Annotated in this window: 21 protein-coding genes; 4 read left to right on the forward strand and 17 right to left on the reverse strand. The window is 56.9% G+C overall.

What is annotated here, in order from left to right; translation table 11 throughout:
* Positions 1–197 precede the first annotated feature (197 nt).
* From CSQ93_RS21580 to CSQ93_RS21625, 9 genes are all read right to left on the reverse strand, one after another.
* Complete coding sequence (locus tag CSQ93_RS21580) at positions 198–446, reverse strand: hypothetical protein (RefSeq protein WP_099379812.1); 249 nt, start codon at positions 444–446, stop codon at positions 198–200.
* Positions 447–497: 51 nt separating this feature from the next.
* Positions 498–1,718 carry a hypothetical protein gene (locus CSQ93_RS21585; protein WP_099379813.1) on the reverse strand — a complete coding sequence of 407 codons (1,221 nt, stop codon included), beginning with the start codon at positions 1,716–1,718 and terminating at the stop codon, positions 498–500.
* A complete protein-coding gene (locus CSQ93_RS21590; protein ID WP_099379814.1) occupies positions 1,719–3,086 on the reverse strand; it encodes a DUF4055 domain-containing protein in 1,368 nt (455 codons plus the stop codon). It lies immediately after the preceding gene.
* Positions 3,087–3,100: 14 nt separating this feature from the next.
* The gene (locus CSQ93_RS21595) at positions 3,101–4,387 is read right to left on the reverse strand and encodes a terminase large subunit domain-containing protein (RefSeq protein WP_099379815.1); all 1,287 of its coding nucleotides are present in this window, start codon (positions 4,385–4,387) and stop codon (positions 3,101–3,103) included.
* Positions 4,368–4,829 carry a DUF2280 domain-containing protein gene (locus CSQ93_RS21600; protein ID WP_099379816.1) on the reverse strand — a complete coding sequence of 154 codons (462 nt, stop codon included), beginning with the start codon at positions 4,827–4,829 and terminating at the stop codon, positions 4,368–4,370. Before CSQ93_RS21600 ends, CSQ93_RS21595 begins: the two co-directional genes overlap by 20 nt.
* A gap of 30 nt (positions 4,830–4,859) precedes the next feature.
* Positions 4,860–5,501 (reverse strand): putative metallopeptidase, encoded by a 642-nt coding sequence (locus tag CSQ93_RS21605; protein ID WP_442778344.1) that lies wholly within the window; start codon positions 5,499–5,501, stop codon positions 4,860–4,862.
* A 95-nt stretch (positions 5,502–5,596) separates the two neighbouring features.
* Positions 5,597–5,842, reverse strand: coding sequence for a hypothetical protein (locus CSQ93_RS21610; protein WP_099379818.1), 246 nt, complete (start codon positions 5,840–5,842; stop codon positions 5,597–5,599).
* Between the two features lie 647 nt (positions 5,843–6,489).
* Positions 6,490–6,978: a hypothetical protein gene (locus tag CSQ93_RS21620; RefSeq protein ID WP_099379820.1), complete on the reverse strand. Its 489-nt coding sequence runs from the start codon at positions 6,976–6,978 to the stop codon at positions 6,490–6,492.
* Positions 6,979–7,384: 406 nt separating this feature from the next.
* On the reverse strand, positions 7,385–7,927 hold the full coding sequence (locus CSQ93_RS21625) for a hypothetical protein (RefSeq protein WP_099379821.1): 543 nt from the start codon (positions 7,925–7,927) through the stop codon (positions 7,385–7,387).
* Between the two features lie 383 nt (positions 7,928–8,310).
* Here CSQ93_RS21625 and CSQ93_RS28985 point away from each other — a divergent pair, with 383 nt between their 5' ends.
* Positions 8,311–9,330 carry a hypothetical protein gene (locus CSQ93_RS28985; protein ID WP_158301312.1) on the forward strand — a complete coding sequence of 340 codons (1,020 nt, stop codon included), beginning with the start codon at positions 8,311–8,313 and terminating at the stop codon, positions 9,328–9,330.
* A gap of 73 nt (positions 9,331–9,403) precedes the next feature.
* Here CSQ93_RS28985 and CSQ93_RS21630 read toward each other — a convergent pair whose 3' ends face one another.
* Genes CSQ93_RS21630 through CSQ93_RS21655 form a run of 6 tightly spaced genes read right to left on the reverse strand, consistent with a single transcriptional unit; the run spans position 9,404 to position 12,743 of the window.
* Positions 9,404–9,751: a DUF1064 domain-containing protein gene (locus tag CSQ93_RS21630; RefSeq protein WP_233516290.1), complete on the reverse strand. Its 348-nt coding sequence runs from the start codon at positions 9,749–9,751 to the stop codon at positions 9,404–9,406.
* Entirely contained in the window at positions 9,748–10,107 is a 360-nt protein-coding gene (locus CSQ93_RS21635; protein ID WP_099379823.1) for a hypothetical protein, read from the reverse strand. The genes CSQ93_RS21630 and CSQ93_RS21635 overlap by 4 nt, the downstream gene beginning before the upstream one ends.
* Positions 10,108–10,143: 36 nt before the next feature.
* Complete coding sequence (locus CSQ93_RS21640) at positions 10,144–10,959, reverse strand: hypothetical protein (protein ID WP_099379824.1); 816 nt, start codon at positions 10,957–10,959, stop codon at positions 10,144–10,146.
* Positions 10,956–11,855 (reverse strand): hypothetical protein, encoded by a 900-nt coding sequence (locus tag CSQ93_RS21645; RefSeq protein WP_099379825.1) that lies wholly within the window; start codon positions 11,853–11,855, stop codon positions 10,956–10,958. Before CSQ93_RS21645 ends, CSQ93_RS21640 begins: the two co-directional genes overlap by 4 nt.
* On the reverse strand, positions 11,848–12,258 hold the full coding sequence (locus CSQ93_RS21650) for a hypothetical protein (RefSeq protein WP_099379826.1): 411 nt from the start codon (positions 12,256–12,258) through the stop codon (positions 11,848–11,850). The genes CSQ93_RS21645 and CSQ93_RS21650 overlap by 8 nt, the downstream gene beginning before the upstream one ends.
* Positions 12,255–12,743, reverse strand: a complete 489-nt coding sequence (locus CSQ93_RS21655) for a nuclease domain-containing protein (RefSeq protein WP_199534472.1) — start codon at positions 12,741–12,743, stop codon at positions 12,255–12,257. The genes CSQ93_RS21650 and CSQ93_RS21655 overlap by 4 nt, the downstream gene beginning before the upstream one ends.
* Before the next feature lie 56 nt (positions 12,744–12,799).
* On the opposite strand from CSQ93_RS21655, the gene CSQ93_RS21660 reads away from it, so the two are divergent.
* Positions 12,800–13,462, forward strand: a complete 663-nt coding sequence (locus CSQ93_RS21660) for a hypothetical protein (protein WP_158301313.1) — start codon at positions 12,800–12,802, stop codon at positions 13,460–13,462.
* 113 nt (positions 13,463–13,575) lie between these two features.
* On the opposite strand, the gene CSQ93_RS21665 is transcribed toward CSQ93_RS21660, so the two are convergent.
* Complete coding sequence (locus CSQ93_RS21665; protein WP_099379828.1) at positions 13,576–14,001, reverse strand: hypothetical protein; 426 nt, start codon at positions 13,999–14,001, stop codon at positions 13,576–13,578.
* Between the two features lie 35 nt (positions 14,002–14,036).
* Here CSQ93_RS21665 and CSQ93_RS21670 point away from each other — a divergent pair, with 35 nt between their 5' ends.
* Positions 14,037–14,633 carry a hypothetical protein gene (locus CSQ93_RS21670; RefSeq protein ID WP_099379829.1) on the forward strand — a complete coding sequence of 199 codons (597 nt, stop codon included), beginning with the start codon at positions 14,037–14,039 and terminating at the stop codon, positions 14,631–14,633.
* A 2-nt stretch (positions 14,634–14,635) separates the two neighbouring features.
* On the opposite strand, the gene CSQ93_RS29540 is transcribed toward CSQ93_RS21670, so the two are convergent.
* A complete protein-coding gene (locus CSQ93_RS29540; RefSeq protein ID WP_233516291.1) occupies positions 14,636–16,561 on the reverse strand; it encodes a DNA cytosine methyltransferase in 1,926 nt (641 codons plus the stop codon).
* A 35-nt stretch (positions 16,562–16,596) separates the two neighbouring features.
* On the opposite strand from CSQ93_RS29540, the gene CSQ93_RS21680 reads away from it, so the two are divergent.
* Positions 16,597–17,205 (forward strand): hypothetical protein, encoded by a 609-nt coding sequence (locus CSQ93_RS21680; RefSeq protein ID WP_158301314.1) that lies wholly within the window; start codon positions 16,597–16,599, stop codon positions 17,203–17,205.
* Positions 17,206–17,271: the final 66 nt, after the last annotated feature.

Consider the following 17,271-nt stretch of genomic DNA (forward strand, 5'->3'; position numbering starts at 1 on the left):
AAAGCTGTGTTTGCCGAGATCGATGCCGATGAGCGTAACGTTTTCCATGATGGCCTCCTTCAGAAATGAAAACACCCTATAAGTTTAGTAACTTATAGGGTGGAGGGTGACCATCTCATTAGCCGCCTGGTTGCCCGGGCGGCCTGAAATGAATATAAAAACCCGCCGTGACGGGTTTGCTGATTTGCGTTCCTAACTTATAGCCAATATTTGCTCAACTCGCGTTGAATGGCGCTTTCTAGAATATCTTTATCGACTTTCCCGTTTCGCCCAAGGCGTATGGATAGATGGAGGGCATAGTCGCTCCCCTCCCTTCGGACCGAGTCGCATTCAATGAATTCGTTTTTCTCGTCGCCGGTAAAGTAGGCGAAGAAATCGAACCCATCACCTTGAATCCAGTAACCGCTCCGCTTCTCATCATGCTCAACAAATATATCGAACGCCATCTTTACGCCTTCCAGTAATCAATGTTTTAGGTAAATTACCTATTTTTCATTTTACTGGTACTTCGCCCGCAATTGCTCCAACGTCAGCTTGCGGCCCTTCAGGTTCATCAGGTCGTTCAGAGTGATCTTGCCCGCCTCATACATCTCGGCACGGCCCGGGCCCAAGTATTCAGCCCGCCACGCCGCGTCCTTACTGGCCAGGAAGCTGGCGAAATTCATCTTGCCGCTGACTGCCCCGCCATCGCTTGGGCGCGTGCCATCAGTCGGCTCGTCCAGCTCGATGCCCAGGTCTTTGAATGACCTGGTGCGCGTGCTGAGCGTACAGCGGCAGCTGAAATGGATGCTCCCCGGCCCGCCCGCCCATTCGTGCGTGTGGTTGATCGGCTCCTGGTCATGCAACGAGTACTCGTGCAGGTCGCGCATGGCGCACAGCAGGCAGGTATGCGAATCCAGCGTCGACAGCCAGACCAGGCAATCGATCAAGTCCGCGTTCTGCTGAAACGAGGCCAGCCGCGCGGCGTTGGCCACGGCCTGCACCGAACTGTGCACCAGTGCGCGCGCGTTTGCGGCTGACGTTTTCAAGATGCCCTGCTCGCCCGGCGCGACAGGATCCGGTGCGGCCCCGGGAGGCTTGGCGGCCGGATCAGCTGGCGGCACACCCGGCTTCGTTGCCGGCCCGGCGGGCGGCGCCTTCGCATCGGGCATTGGAGGCGTGGCAGGCAATGCCGGCTTGTTGGCCAGCGAATCGGCCACCTTCGAGCTCTTGCCCAGCACGCGCGACACGATCTGCGACGTCGTTTCGCCCTGCGCTGCGCCGAGCCGCACCTGGCTGGCGAACCGGAACTGCGTATCGAGCGCCTGACGCTTCCACCAGTCCGCCGACGGCGCGCCCTTGATGAGCGTGTCGCCGACCAGCTTTTCGAGGTAGCTCGCCGGCGGCAGCTTTGCACCCAGCTCGATCTTGAGGCCCTGAGTCAGCACCTTGGCCGTGTAATCGGCCTCGATGCGCACCATGCCGGTCAGGTTGCGGGTCATCTCCGCCTGCATACCAGTGTAGTGCGACGAAATCAACGCATTCGATTCACGCAACAGCGCACCCAAGCGCTGCTTGCCATAGGTCGATATCTCGCCCTCGTTCAGTTTGGCCGTCAGTTCCTTCGACATGGCCGCCATCAACAGCAGGATCTTGTCCTGCGTACCTGCCGAGAACCGCAACAGATTCAGGGAGTGCGTCAGGAACATTTCGGCAATCCACTCTTCGAGCGCGCCCATTTATTCCCCCGCCAGGTCAGGTGGCGCGGACTGGATGCGCTCCTGCTCATCCTCCCACTTCAAATCTGGCGATACGATGCCGCGGCGTTGCAGCTCATTGAAGTAGGTTTCGCCGGAAATCCTGTTGTTGGCCACGCTCTTGAACAGCAATTCCGCACTGGCCTCGGCCAGCGACGCCGCGCCGAAGTCCTTGAAAATGGTGATGTGGCCGCCTTCCGGCTCATTCACCCAGTCGGCCATGAACTGCAGCGTCTGGTCGCCTGCGTCTTCCACATTGCCCGCAATCTTCTGCAGCGCGCACGCACCCTGCTCGTTGTCGGCCAGTGTCTGCGATTCGGTCACGTTGCCCGGTTTGATCACCAGCAGTTCGGCACCAGCCTGGCGCATGCGGTCTTCCAGGTCGAGAATGGACAGGCGGCCGGCCTCGATGGCCTTGCCGCCATGCTCCACGAATTTAAGGTCGCCTTCGGGCGAGTCCGACTTCACTGCGGTCCCGGCGCCGACCGTGATGCCGCCCTCGCCCAGCATCTTGGAGAACAGGATTGGCACGCGCGCAATGTGCAGGATGTTCTGCTGGTCGCTCTTGCTTTGCCAGTGCTCGATGTTGCTATGCGCCAGCTCGAGCAACGGCGGCGTGGCCTGCATGTAACCCAGGCGCTTGCCGTAGACGGGCACGAACGGGATTGTCTCCAGCGTGGTGACGCCTTCCTCGAACAGCGCCCACTCCTTCTTGCTGCCGGCCTCGCGCTGGCGCCAGGTCTGCCAGGTGCCCCGCCCCAGGACGCGCACCTGCTCAATTTCCTTGGTGTCGAAGTCGCCATCCGGCTCGGACACGCTTTCCAGCAACCGCAGCTGGGTCAGTCCGTTCAGGCTGGTGGCATTCTTCGGCAGCCAGCCCAGGATGTTTTGCACGTGCACCTGAACGAAGTACGGACGTACGCCAGCGGCCTGCTCGTCGGCCTTCGTGACTAGATTGCCAGCCTTGGGGAAGTCGACCAAGATGCCAGCGAAGCCGTAGCCCATCGCCTCTTGGGTGATCTCCGACAGGAAGCTATGCAGGTCGCGGCCGGACAAGTCGACATTTTGCAACCAAGGCTTGAGCCGTTCCGGCACATCCTCGCCCAGTGTCACCGGCTTGCTGAACGGCTTGGCCGACAGCACATCAATGGTACGAGCATAGGCCGGGAACAACGTGGCCACGGCCAGACGCAGATCGTAGCTTGCGGCGTCCTCGCCTGGCCACTGCGGCAAATAGGTCTTGCCGGCAGCCCGCATGGCCTTGGTGCCACCCAGCAGCGCGGCTACCAGGGCGCAATCCTCGTTCAGCTTTGCGGCTTCGGCTGATTGTTTGCGTACGGCGTCGGTCATGGAAATCCTTGTTGTTACATGCGCAGCGGCGCGGTGGTCGTCGTGCTCTTCACGATCGGGTAGCGCTTCACGAGGAAGTAGCCGTTCGCGTCATTCGGATGGTCGTGGCCAGATTTCTTGTCAGGCTGGCCGTCAGTTCCCCACACCTGCTGCTCGAGCGCCTCGGTGGTGGTCGGGCACATGTCGGTGTTGATCTTCCAGCGGCGCTCGCCCTGCGCGTTCAGGATCATGCCGTTGTAGGCGTTGACCCGGTCCTTGACCGCAGGGTTTGAGTGGTTCACTTCGAGCAGGAAGCCCGCCTGGCGCAAAATGGACAGGTCGGACTCGCTGGCGTTCTTGCTGCTGGTGTTCTGGCCGGACGCATCCGGGAAAATCTTCACCTGGTGGCCTTTGTCCTTGAAGTCTTCCTTCAGGATCCTGGCCATGGCTGGCGTATCGCGCACCTGCACGCGCTCGGCCAGCGTGCGCGGCAGGCCGTCGCGCACCACGTTGACACAGGCGGTCATGTTCTGCACGTTGAAGTCGAGGCCCACCATCAGCGGCTCGCCGGGCAGGATGATCTCATTCGTGTGGTTCAGCGCGCGGTCGAAGTCGGCATACACACTGCCGCTCGTCAGGTTGGTGAACTTGCCGCGCAGGTAGGCATCAATCAGCGCCGGCGGGTAGCTGGCCATCAGCGACGGGATATAGTCATCTGGCAGGTTCAGCTCGTTGTCGAAGGTGCTGGCCTGGATCAGGCCATACAGGCTGGCCAGCTCAGGCTTGTCCCGGATGGCCTTCACGAACTGTTGATAGACGAACTTGAAGCCCTCGGGCGTCGTCGTCACGTCGATGCCGTTCATCAGCCCAGGCACCTTGTAGCGCATACGGGCGATGATCTTGCGCCAGGCCGTCTGCGCCTTTTTCAAAGGCATCACGTCCAGCTCATCGATCAGCGCGTGGCCGATCTTGAAGCCGACGATGGTTTCCGGCTTCTCCATCGAGCGGCAAATGACCGTGCCGCGATAGCGCCGGCCCTCATATACCTCGACCTCGTGGTCGCCCTGCTTCACCTTGATGAGCAGGCCCATCGCGTAGGCCACCTCCTCCATCGTGGGATAGAAGATGTCGCGGATCTGCGGATAGGTCGGCGCGAAGTAGCCCTGATTGATGCCTGGCCATTGCCAAAAGTGGGCGCAGATTCCGGCGCAGCCCACAAACGTCTTGCCGGAGCCGAACCCGGCCACGTAGGCCTTGAACTTGTGCGGCAGCTGCAGGAAGTTGGATTGCGGTACGTTCAGGTCAAACTGGATTGTCGTCATGGCGCTTGGCGTCTTTCACGCCGAAGGTGATGGTGACAGGTGTGGGCGCCTGGTCGGCCTGCTCGGCCTTGCCCTTGTTCACGTAGATATCGCCCACTTCCTTGGCGGCCTGCTCATAGAGGCTGGCCACCAGCGGCAAGTTGCGCATGTTCTCGGCCTTCTGCGCCAGCCGGCCCAGGCCACGCAGGCGGAATGCCTTGCTGGCAATCGGGATTTCCTCGGCCGTGGCGCGGAACTTGGCCCGGGTATCTTCGAAGATCATTCGCCATTTCTGGCTCAGGTTCCTGCCGACGTAGGTATTCGGGTCGTAGCAGGACACCTGTTGGCGGCTCACATCGAGCCCGAATTCCTCTTTTACCGCTATCGACACCTGCGTGGGCGCGTCGAAACAGGCCAGCGCATTGACGATGAACAGCTTCACCTCGTCCTTGAGTGCGGCCATGGTTTAGTTTCCTGTAAAGCAACGTAAAGGCTACGCAGCCTTTAGAAGACACGTTCCGCACGCCCTCGCTATGTTGATTTTCGCCACTTCTGGCGCCGTCTTTGCCGCGTCGATGATGCGCTGCACGTCCTCGCTGGCGCCGTAGCGCCGGACCACGCCGACAAACTCCTCGACGTCATGAGCACGCATGCACAACTTCGGCAGCCCGTACTTGTTGAATGCCGGCGCTCCGAATTCATCCTGCTCCTGGGCGATGTGATAAAGCTCGTGCTCGAGCAGCGCACAGAATTCGGCGTCGCTGCAGGTCAGGCAATACGATGCGTCCAAGGTAATGAGGAATTCCGGCACCGCGCCAAACCAGTCGGCCATCTGCTGTTGCTGGCGGCCCTTTTGCCACGGTCCACAGCGGAACGTCATTTCTTCGCACTGGCCCAACACGGTGCGGCCTTGCTTGGCGAATCCGTGTGGCGCCCACAGGAACTGCACATCGGCATATTCCAGGTGGGCGTGGTCTTCGTTATAGAGCGCGCCGCCTTCGGTGAGGATGGTTGCGCGCGCCCACTTGAGCACCTCGGGCGCGGGCATGTAACGGTTGTTCAGCGGGTCGGCGAACTCGGGCGGCGGCATCGGGCGCGCTGAAGTGGGCGCTGCGGAATTTCGGATTTTCTTCATTCCGACCTACTAGATGTAGTGTTTGACGGCAATTTTGGTGGTCTCATCCCGGTGTTTTTTGACACTTTTGCTCGCGACCTACTAAATGTAGTGTCTCAAGCGCTTTCGACGCTCAAATTGACGGGCGGCATCGACATGCCCAGCACCCAAAGCGCGATGGAGCCGCCGGCATTCAACACGGCCAGCTCTTCGGCGCTCGGGCACCAGTACGACACCACGGCAGGCAGATCGCCGACGTGCGTGCGCGTGATCGGCAGAGCGCCGCATGGCAGCTCTCCCTGGTCCCAGCCCGCTGGCGCGCCGAGAACGCCGTTATTCGATGGGTGTTGGATTTTATTCATTTCGCTTACTCACCGATGTGTTGAGGCAAATCAAAGTCCACTCAGGTGGCTTTGACATCATTTGATTTCGAACAAGGATCTGATGTGATGCCAAAAAATGACGCTCTTGCGCCTGACAGAGGCTATCCTCCAGACAGCGCACTTCATGCAATTGTCGAGACCGCAGTGCAACTCGTCATGGAGGAAGGTCTGGTCGCGGCTGAAGGATACCTTCAAGCCCAAGGCGTTAGCCGGTACTCGCTGATAGCTCCCGCAAATGCGGATAACCTGTGTAACCGCCCGTGCCAAGCAGGGCCCCGTTGAATTGCGGCGGAGCCTCTTGGCCATGATGCGTCGGTGACTGCGCCCGTTTTTCAAAGCCCTGCCACTGGAGCGCGCTGGCAGTCGCAAGTGTCAGGTGGTCCAGGCGTGCAGCGTCGGCTGGGCCAGTGCTCACAACCAGTGCCAAGCCAGCAGCACGAGCGCAACGACGGCGCCGCCAATCACGGTGCCCGCCAAAGCAATGGTGATGATCATCCGGCGGAAGTCGATATCGAACGTGCTGCACCTCAAATAGAAAAGCCGCCAGCGCAGTAATGCGACAGGCGGATGATCGGATCAGATCAGATATTACCGAAATGGGTGAACGCTACCCATTTACAACAAGCTCAGCTCGAAGAGCCGATAGTAAGCGTCTTTTGATAGAGCGATCGGTGGATGGCAAGCAAAATCTCTCGTTTAAAAGTTCTTTGATCATTCTGCCATTCAGTCGATTGACTGTCACATGACATGTACTTTTCACCGATCGTAATGCCTCCGGTTGAAGCGATAGAAAAAGTTAAGAGCGCACCATCATTTGATTTGGAGGTGTGCACCGAACCTTCATCAACTACGAGCAGCTTGTACTCGCCATACAGTTTCGGCTTACCCTCATCCAATTGGATCACATGCCCATATTTCAGCAGAAATTTACGATGATGCGCGCTAACGAGCAAATCAAATCCGTTAAGCTGGAGCGATATGTCCATCGTTCCGGTCACATCCTTATCGTCGCCCTTGTGCCTAATAATTAAGTTTGCGAACCAAGCGACCTTGCCATCCAAGTCTACCGCTTGAGATACGAAGAATTTCTGATAACCTGCCTCAATCAGTGACATATGTTTCCTTCTCAAAGTTGAAAAGAAAATAATAGCACTTAAAAGTCCTTGCAGAGAGCAATGGAGGGGTTTGAGTTAGACTTTTACTGTATCGGCGCCCAGCGGGCCAGACATTCGCGGCTCAGGTGCGTCGGCGAGGACATTGCGGAAATTTCGGAATCGAAAGTGGCGCGCAAAGAAAAAGCCGCCTCAAGGGTGGCTTCGATGTTGCTCCCACGGCCATAATGCGTGGTAAGCGGCAAAATCAAGGCGAGCAGGTCCGATGCTGGGTCCGGGTACTGTCGCGAATTCCAGCTATCGGTGGCGCGATGCGCACATTACGATTTCCGGAAGAATTTTCTTGAATAAGAGTCTGGAGTATACCGCAGAAATACTGTTTGTAAACACAGGATTAAGAAAACCTGCGCTACATGTCTCCACCGCGTAACAGGCCGCCTGCCCTGCCGGAATGGCTGTCATAAATGGCGCTGAGTTCGCTCACCATATCCTTGACGCGCTCCAGCTCTAGGCCGGCCACGCCGTACACTGGCGCCACGCCGGTTCCTTTGCAGGAGGTGCACTGCCCGTTCCCCAGCAGCACCTTGACGCCGGTACCGCTGCAGCCCTTGCACTTGCCGTCGAGCCAGTGCGCCAGTGACTTCTCGGCCACACGCCGATACAGCGCCTGCGCCGACTGCGCATCCCAGGCTGTGTTTTCAGGCAGCCACTTGCGCGCGCGACCGCGCTTGATTACCTCGGCCGTCCAGATGCGCAGCAGCTGCGCCAGATTCTGATGGTTGCCCTCGAACATGCGGTTGAGCGTGCCGTCGGCGTACTTCACGCGGCACAGTAGCGAGCCCAGATCTCCGGCCAGCGCCGCCGCCGCGATGGCATCGAGGTCATTATGAAATGCATCGTCCATCAGGTTTGATGACTTGAGCGAATGAACATATTTATCTGCGAAACCCATGCTTCCTCCGTTTTTTCCGGGCAATGTTAACACGTCTCAGAGGCTTATCTTCAAGCCCACCGCAACTTACACCAGACTTCATACTATTTACAAATCAAAGTAAATGAAGTAGCTACACAACTGCGCGACGATAAATTATGAAAAATTATAACATTTTATTGATTTACCATCTTTATCACTACATAATAACGGAAAAATATCGACCCAATCGTAAAATTGCATTAGATACAGGTAAATATCACCACAACCATTAGCTTTCCAGAAATCATCTTATTATCGAAATAAAAAATAAATCCCGGAAAATATAATCACCGTCAGAAATCATATTTTATGATCATTTAAATAAAAAATCATCACAATTAAAAAAGCAATAATTTTTTAAAATGCAAAATACAAATACCAACTTAAACACTAAAATTTCTTCATTTATTGAAAAAGTAAGACTTATTATTCCATACAGCCTCCCAATAAAGCTAATTTTAAGTTCCCTATTGGGAATATTGGGTGGAGCGGGGCTTCTTGGCATTCTGAGCGATTATGCAACTTATTACTACGCATATGAGATGGGATTCCGAGCACCGTTTGAAAGTGTCCCATACCTAAAAGCCACGATTGCATTTTCAAGTTTATTCCTGCTATTATCTAGCGCATTGGTATTTTCAATTACAATTCTACTACTTAAATCAATTCAAATTACTATCCTAAAACTTCCATACACCCCACAATTGCTATACAAACAGATATACAAAATTGGAGTCACGCCAGAATTAATAAAATCAAAAATCCCAAAATTTTACAACTACATAAAGTCAAATCAAACCCTAAATAACATATCTTTATTTTTTCAAGATAAAGATTTGAAAAAGTTCAATAAACTTCAAAGCGATTATGAAAAATTCCATAAAAGATCGGTCGCAATTAAACTAAGTATTTGCTTAGCAACTGGTTTATTCATGCTTGCAATTTCTTATGGGCTTATTTATTTCAATCCAAAAACAATGATGGGCGATGAAGAATTATTCATGACTATCGCATTCATATATGGCTTCACTTCCGGCTTTGTTCTCAACTTCCACAAAGCAAGGTGGCCAATTTCTTTCACCCTTACTATATTTTATTTTTCATTTTGCATATTCAATATATTTCAACCCAATCAATATGCAAAATTCCTCAGACTGTCCGGTTATGGCGGAGGAACGTTGGTTCAACTACAGTGTAAGGATGACCGCTTACATGATAAAATCTCAACCTCCTCGACAAGCTTGATGCTTCGAACTAATAACACATACATTTTATTTCTACAGAAAGACCGTGCGTTCTTAGAGATACCTTTAGAAGAAATAATATCGACATCCTATAGGATTGGCGGATCGAATAATTACAACTACTCACTACCAAAATAAAGACCAAAGTAAAATATCTATTTATGAATACTACTTTCGCCAAATATAACCCTGTTTAAAATTTAAGCCCACCTTAGAATTCCTCCAATTTCCAACCGCCGCCTGCCTTCTTCGGCAGCACCTGGACAGCGACGAAGCGTAGCGGGTACATGTCGGCCGCGATCTTGATCTTCGCGCGCGCGTCGTCCTGCCAGTGGCCTTTGACCTCGTGCGCTTCCAGCGCGCCGTCGACCAGCAGCACGGCGAAGTCAGGCGTGTAAAAAGTGTTGTCCGCCAGGCGGAATTTCAGGCCTTCGAACTTGTACCAGGCCACCTCGCCAGCTGCCTTGCGCAGCTCCAGCGTCTTCGCATACGCGGCTTCGGTCTTGTTCATGGCGCCGACCTTGAGGCGGCCCAACGCCTGCAAGCCACGGGCCATCATGCGCAGCCCACCAGCTCGGCGACGGCGCGCACCACGGCCGCACGTGCCGCAGCATCGGGCGTACTGAAGTCAGCCAGCAGCACGGGGAACTCCTCGTACATATCGTTCCGGTTGATGATAGCAACCACATCCCGTCCGCCATACGTCCACTCCAAATCGACGCGGTACTCAACTACCAGCGGCCCGGCCGACGTCCAGTCGCCCAGCCAGTCCGGTACCAGCGCCTGGCCACGACTTTCGGCGGCGCCCGCCGGCGGCGTGCCGACCAGGGCGCCACCCACCTCGACAATGCTGGACCAACCCAGCAGCTCGGCCAGGCGCTTGTTTGCTGCGATTTCGTTTTCTTGATTTTTCATCTAAAGCCTTTTAAGCCGTTTTTTCTGATGGGTACGTCACTTCGTAGCGGCCATGGCCCTTGCGCAGTCCGGCGGTGCCTCTGGCAAATCCTGAGCGGCATTCGCGCTTGCCGGGCCGGGTGCATTTCTGCCGCCAGCCAGGTAAAGCTGCACGCGCTCGGCGGTCGACCGCATGAATTCTTCGTCCGCCAGGCGCTGCTGCTCGACACGCTCCACGCGCGCCGCCTCCTTTGCGGCCACGCCGTCAGCAATCATTTTTTTGATTGCAGCGAGTTGCTCGCGCGCGGCATCGTCCGGCGTCTGGTCCTGCTTGCCCTGCAGCAGGCCCGCCACAGCCGGCGCCGGCAGCAGCCCTGCCCTCACCGCATTGCCCAGCACCTCGACGTGGCGCGCCTTGTCCCAGCCCACGGATGCCAGCCACTCGGCCGGGCGCCGATCCAGGCGCGCCGCGGCGACGATGCGCTCGTACGCTTCCAGGAACGGCTTGCGCGCGCTGATGGCGCCGCTGGAGTCGAGCACGGGCCGGCAGATCCGGAACGCCTCGGCGATCTCGGTCGTCCAGACCACGCTGGCCATTTCGTCCTGGCTGATCAGTGCGATTGCCCATGCCTCCTCGGCGCCAGGACGGCCGTCCATGAGCTTGCAGCGCTTGGCGATGCCGGCCGGTACCGGCGCAAATTCGCCATTCTCGTCACGGTAGGCCTGCATGGCAGCAGCCACCGTACGAAGCGGATACGGCTCAAGGTTGGCCATCCAGGCGCGGGCCATAGCAGGCTCTGGCAGTGGCTTACCGTAGGCGGCCAAGGTTTCGGCCAGCAGCTGCATGAAGCGAGGCGCGTCGGCGGCGTTCATGCTGGCACCGCATCGATGATGTCGCCGGCCGGAGCGGCAGTGCCCATCAGCTCGCGCATCACGCGGGCATTCGTCTGCTCGATCGACTCGTTGCCGGCGCTGGCGCGGGCCTGGCCAGCATCGTTGCGGATGAACCGGTCGATGTGGTCGGCATCGCGCAGGATTAGGCCCAGGCCGTTGTACTTCGTTTGAGCGTCGTTCTGCCCCATGTTGTGCGGCGTTTTCGAGCAACCACGGATAGCCTTGCAGATGTCGGCCGGCGAATAGCCCTTGAGCGCCTTGGCGATAAACCGCTTGCGCTTGTCGTCCAGAACCGACTTGGGCGAGTCCATGACTTTTTGCCAGTAGGCGAAGATCGTTTTCACGGGGTCGAGCTGGTTTTGCTCGACAAGGGGGTTTTCCTGTTCTTGCTTCTGTTCCTGTTCCTGTTCCTGTTCCTGGTTTCGAAACGGTTGGGGTAACGGTTCCGGAACGGTTCCAAAATCATCCAGAATCTGGCGAGGGAAATGCTTCGAATGTATCCGGAGAGCCGCAGCCAGCAAGGGTTTCACGGTCGAGCGGTTTGGAATCTGCTCAAACAGGCGCCCGGCCGCAATGCCTTGATTCGGGTTTTCGATTGGGTTCCACTTCAAGTAGGCGTGCAAGACAACCCATTTAGAGGCGTTATCACGGGTTGCGAAACCCTTCTCTAACAGTTCCGCAAACCCTTTCTCAACCCTTTCCGGCGACCATTTCAGGTCCTCGGAAACGTATCCGATTGGCAAATGGAAGCAGCCCAGGATGTTTGAATGCGGACTCGTCAATAGGTAAAGAGCAAGCATGCGCCCGGTATCCGACATGCTGCTCGTGTCTTCGCTGGTCCAAAAAGTGGTTTGCACCTTGCCATAGTCACGCATGGCCACCCTCCTGCGCGCGCGGCGCGCCGAACAGCGCAGCCACCAGAGGATCGCCCACGGCGCCCGCCTTGCGGATCCAGTACTTGCTGCGCCAGCGCGCCTTCATCGAGTCCCAACGGCCGTCTTGCTTGGCTTTGGCCTCGAAGCGCAGGCGCGTCTGGCGCTTGGTCAGGTGCTGCAGCGTGCACGGCGCGTCTGGCAGGTTGCCGACGGCGTACACGGCCATTGCCGCACCGGCACGTGGGTGCGGCTTCCAGTTGGCGATGTAAATCTTGCGCTCAGCGTGCAGCAGGCGTACCCAGCGCAGCACGGCAGCCTGGCTGACGCCTGACTTGGTGACAATATCGGCTTTGGTGCCGGGCATGGCGCCCAGCACGAATTCACGGAAGTTAATGCGCGTCATGTGTGTTCCATATTTTGTTTTTGGTCGTTGGGGACTGCAGCGAGCAGGCCCATTGACCGTAAAATTTCATGTGTGATGCCGACAGCCGCGCGAAAGGCGGCCTCCAGGCCGGCCAGAGACAGATCAGCCGGGCGCGGGCGCCTGCCGTCGAGCACGTCGTGGCAGGCGCTGCAGCCGAACGCCGCAGCCGTGTCTGGCGCCTTCAGGCCCATGCCCTTCCCGTCACTTAAAAAGTTCGAATGGCAAAGCACGGTGGTGTCAGGGTCGAAGTTGCAGACCGCCAGGCGCAGCGTGCAGTCCTGTCCGCGCGCGGCGCGCCGGATTGGTGTCGAGCGCGGTCCTTTGGTCTTCAAGCCGGCCTTGCGCTTCGGCGCAGTGCGCTGGTGCGACTGCACGGAGAGCATGCCAGTGCTGGGCATGGGCGAGGTGCGCTTGAATGGCGTACGCGACAAGGGCTTGCCGGGCTTCATGGGTGAGCGTTTCATTTTCCACCACCAATACTCGCCGTGTTACGATTCCGCCAACTTAAATTGGAGGATTGATGGCTTGGCACAAACCGATTTGCATAATTGTCGCTGCGATAGCGGTGGCCACACTTGCTGGACTTTCGCTTGCTGTTTGGATTCCGTGGTGCAAAATGGGTGAAACCGGATGCTCCCTGGGAGTAGCCGAATGGGCCTATTGGATTGCCGCAATCGGAACCATTTGCACGTTGGCAGGAACTATCTGGATTGCTACCAGAGAATCTGCACGTAGAAAAGAAATGGAGATCTCCATGGCGAGCATTTCTGCGGCTCACATGCACGTCACGCTCATTCATGTCCACTCTGTTATTACAGGGGTCGAGAGCGCGCTCCGAGAACTCAAAGTGGTAAGCCAAAAGCTTACGGGGCCAGTAGAAGCTGGCGTAACTAACTTTCATTCGCTCGGAATGCGGCTCAAAGCTATTCCTACTTTTGATATTCAAGACCTTTTGCCGCTTGCACCACTGCCTGGCAAATGCGCCGCGAAAATTGCTATAGGCCAAGGATTTATTTCGGCCTGCATCAAAATACTTACTGAGCGGGAGGTTGAGGGCATGACTCCGGACGAAGTGAAAATATTTATTGAAGACAATTTGAATCTTATTGTCCAGGCCGACAAAAGTATCCAAGAAGCACGATTGATTGTATTTAAGTACACCGAACCAGCGATGAAGAGTTAGAACTGAGCTGCTGACGCTAATACCGGTTCTCTCAACAGCCGAAGTATCGGAACCTCTATCGATAGTGCATCCGATGACAACCGTCACAGGACTCGGGAGCGTGGCTGACATCCTCAATCCTCCATCGCGCGATTGATGCCAGCTGCATCGAGGCCAGCAGCCTTGCAACCCAGGCGGGTAGCGTGGAAGTAGGTCATTTCGTTGGCAGCACGGCCAGCCGTGGCCAGGCCGGCCACCACCAAACGCTGCATTGCTTCGTACTGCTGGCCGCTGCCGGCGGCAAAGTAATTGCGCCAGCCCCACTTTGATTTCGGATATTGCTGCACGGCGCCGAGCATGTGCTGCAGCTTGGCGAAGTCGCCGGGCATGATTGCGTCGAGCACGGCCGCCAGCGCGCAAGCGGCGCATTTGCCATGTTGGGCCAGCTGCTTGGCGGTGCTGGCCTTGCCGCAAGCGCAGACCTTGCGGATCAGCGAATAGGCGGGCGCGGCTTGGTTCGCCATGTGGTGACGGGTAATTTGGGCTGGATTGGCGATCATGCTAATATTCCTTTCAAACAACTTTGATTGCTTCTATGAATAAGCGGGAGAAAATCTGCCTCATTGCTGCGATAGTTTTGCTGGTCGCTCTTATTTGGATTGGTAGGCTCAATGGATTGAAAACCTCGGATTGGGCGAGCTGGGTGCAGGCAGTGGGATCCATCGTCGCAATTTTTGTAGCGCTTTGGATGGCTCAGGCGCAGCAACGAAAAGCGGCAGGAGATGCGGATGATCGAAGCGTTTATGAGCAACTGCAAAAGGCGGAAACACTCTGGACGCTTGCACATTGGGCAATAGGTGAAATGAAGCGTGCGCTTGATCACGCAGAGACAGACGGCGCCCATGGCACATCTACCTTCACCTCTGGCAGGCTTGACCATGAGCGTGAGATGCTGGAAAGGTTCGTAACCCCTTCCGATCCTGAGTCGGCCGCATTTTCCCTGAGAATTATTCACGCCCTCTGGGAGACACGACAAAATTTCGATTCGATGCGGGGCGGCGGTCTGCGTGACTACTTTATGCAAATCACGTTGGTGCATATTCAGGAATGCGAAAAACAGCTTACGCTGCTCACCCATCGCAAGGGTGTCTTGAAGGCAGACTGCGCCCAGCGAGGCCTCGTTGACGACTAAAATCACGCCACCCTCGCAATCTCGCGCTCATGCGCGAAGTTTGCGCGCATAACAGCATCAATGCGGCGGCCGAGCCAGGCCACGTTCGACACGGCCCAGCTGTTGCCGATGGCCTTGTAGCGCGGCCCGTCAGCTGCTGCGCGCGCAACCTGGTCGCGTGTCATCACGCCGCCACGCATCAGGTATTTGATCCAGTCCCGGTCGAGCTTTTCGGGACGGATCGTGCGGCCGAACGGAATGAGTGTGTAGTCGTCAGGAAAATCCTGTAGACGCTCGCACTCGCGCGGCGTGAGTCGACGAACGGCCATTCCTTTAGCTAAATTCCACTGCTTGACTGTTTCCAATGTGCCGATCACATCTTGGCAAACCGCCGGAGCCCGCTGGTATCCGCGCCCATCGTCGCCACGGAAGCGATTCTGGAAGGCGACAATCGGCTGCCCGCGCCCAGTTCCATCCTCGCTGGCATCGAAGCCTTCGGCCTTCAGAGTGTGAGTAATGTCGCCGGTGATGCAGACCGCCTGCGCTTGCGGGCTGGACGTGCCCAGAGCGCCAAAGACGCTGGTACTGCTCACGCAGTCCTGGCGCGCGTCGAAGGCGATAGCCGGCGGGCTGCCCGCGTTGGCATGACTGCCGGCGTGGTTTCCAGCGCGCAGCGTCGGTGACAGGTCGTAGCAGGCATCGCCACCGTAGTCCTTGCTGCTGAATGCGATGGGCGCCAGTGCCACGCCGTGTTGCGACCCGTTGTCCAGTGTGTACATCGGTGCGCCGGCGTCGCCGATCCCCAGGCCGTTTTGATCCTTGCCGCGGGTAGCGTTTTGGATGGGATATGCCACCTGCTGAACCAGGAACGTCTCGCTCTCAAAATCTAGGTGTGGCCCGGCATGCGCGCGGCAGGCGGTGGCAACGTGAATTTCACCTGCTTGGTTGTTGCCACCGAAAGCCATAGGGATAAGCATGCCGGCCTCGGCATCCTGCTGGGTCGCGCTGCCGGCGGCCTTGCCATTAGCCTGCAGAGTTCCAGCGATGAGCGTGTCCAGGCCATCGCCGCGCGGACGCTCAACGCTACGTGCCACCGGAGCGGCTACGGCAGCACCGAAAGCAAGGTCTTCCCCGTCGCCCTGTGGTGCTCCGCCAATATCCTCGGTACTGACTGGCTGCAACCCGAGGCCGCATTCGTCCTGCACTCCGCCACGGCGCGCAGCGCTCGCTCTAACTGTGCCGGCAATGTCTTGCGGCGATTCTCTGCTCGGCGGAGAATCCCGGCGCACGCCGTCGAACTCAAAAAGTACCGCTCCGGGATCGAACCCTTCTCCAGCACTTGCGACAACGAACACACGACGGCGTCGTTGGGCCACTCCGAAATATTGGGCGTCGAGGGTCCGCCACGCGACTGTTCGCGCGGGGCCATACACACAACCAGCGTACGCCCATTTCCCCCCTGGCGGTTCGATTGGATCATCTTCACCGGCAAGGCCAGCAAGGAAGCAGCCGAAGGCATTATCTTTTGTGGAAAGGACTCCAGGGACGTTTTCCCAGAAGACAACGGCTGGAAGAAGTCCAGCTGCTGCGCGTCGTGCGTCAATTTCATCTGCAATCTCGCAAAAAACAAGGGAAAGGTTGCCGCGTTCGTCGTCGAGCGAATTGCGCAGGCCCGCAATCGAGAACGCTTGGCACGGCGTGCCGCCGCAAAACACGTCCGGCGCGGGCACAAAGCCGTCGCGAATCAGGGAGGCAACCTTGGTCATGTCGCCCAGGTTTGGTACGTCCGGATAGTGGTGCGCCAGCACGGCGCATGGGAATGGCTCGATCTCGGCCAGCCAGGCGGCGCGCCAGCCGAGCGACCCCCAGGCGACGCTGGCAGCCTCAAGACCGCTGCATACAGAACCGAAAGTAATAGGCATGGCCGTAGTGAAGGAATCACGCTTCATGCTAAGATTCCTTTCAAACAACTTTGAGTGCTCTCGTGAAGAAAACCTATGTACTTCTTGCTATCGCCCTGATCGGAGGATCGGTGGCTATTGCGATAATTGGCAACCAAGTGGGACTTACGAGGGACACTTGGCCTGGTTGGGTTCAGGCAATCGGCTCTATCGCTGCATTGGTCGTGGCAATTTTTGTCATGACCCGTCAAAACAGTGCTGCGACCAAGTTGGTGAATGAAACAGATCTTCGAGCATTGCAGCGGCGAGCAAAGGCCGTCTCTGCTCTTGTGGATCGAGCCCATCTTCAACTGAGAAGCTCGATTGACGAGGTTCAAACGGAAGCAGAAAGTGGTACTACTCATTCCCTGAATATGGCGTGCCACGCAGGAGCGAACATATTGAGTCAGGTACGTATCGCTCTGCAGCAAATTCCCCCCTACGAGCTTGGCTCGTACGGAATGGTTGACGGGCTGCATCAAACAATCAACGCAATCTCTATTTTCGAAAGTACGGCGGCTTCTTGGCTCGGCGATCAACGCACCTCGAAACCTCCGCAACCGCTCCTGAATGTGATTCCCAAACTTCGGGATGCGGCTGACGTGTCTTACTCTGTCTTCAAAGCCGGCCTTGCAGAACTCGACATAAATTAAACATCGAAATTTTTTAAATGAGATTGCTCTAGAGCAGCCCCATTCAGTCGCAGGACCGTCGAATGC

This window comes from Janthinobacterium sp. BJB426 (assembly GCF_002735705.1).
Classification (GTDB): Bacteria; Pseudomonadota; Gammaproteobacteria; order Burkholderiales; family Burkholderiaceae_D; genus Janthinobacterium.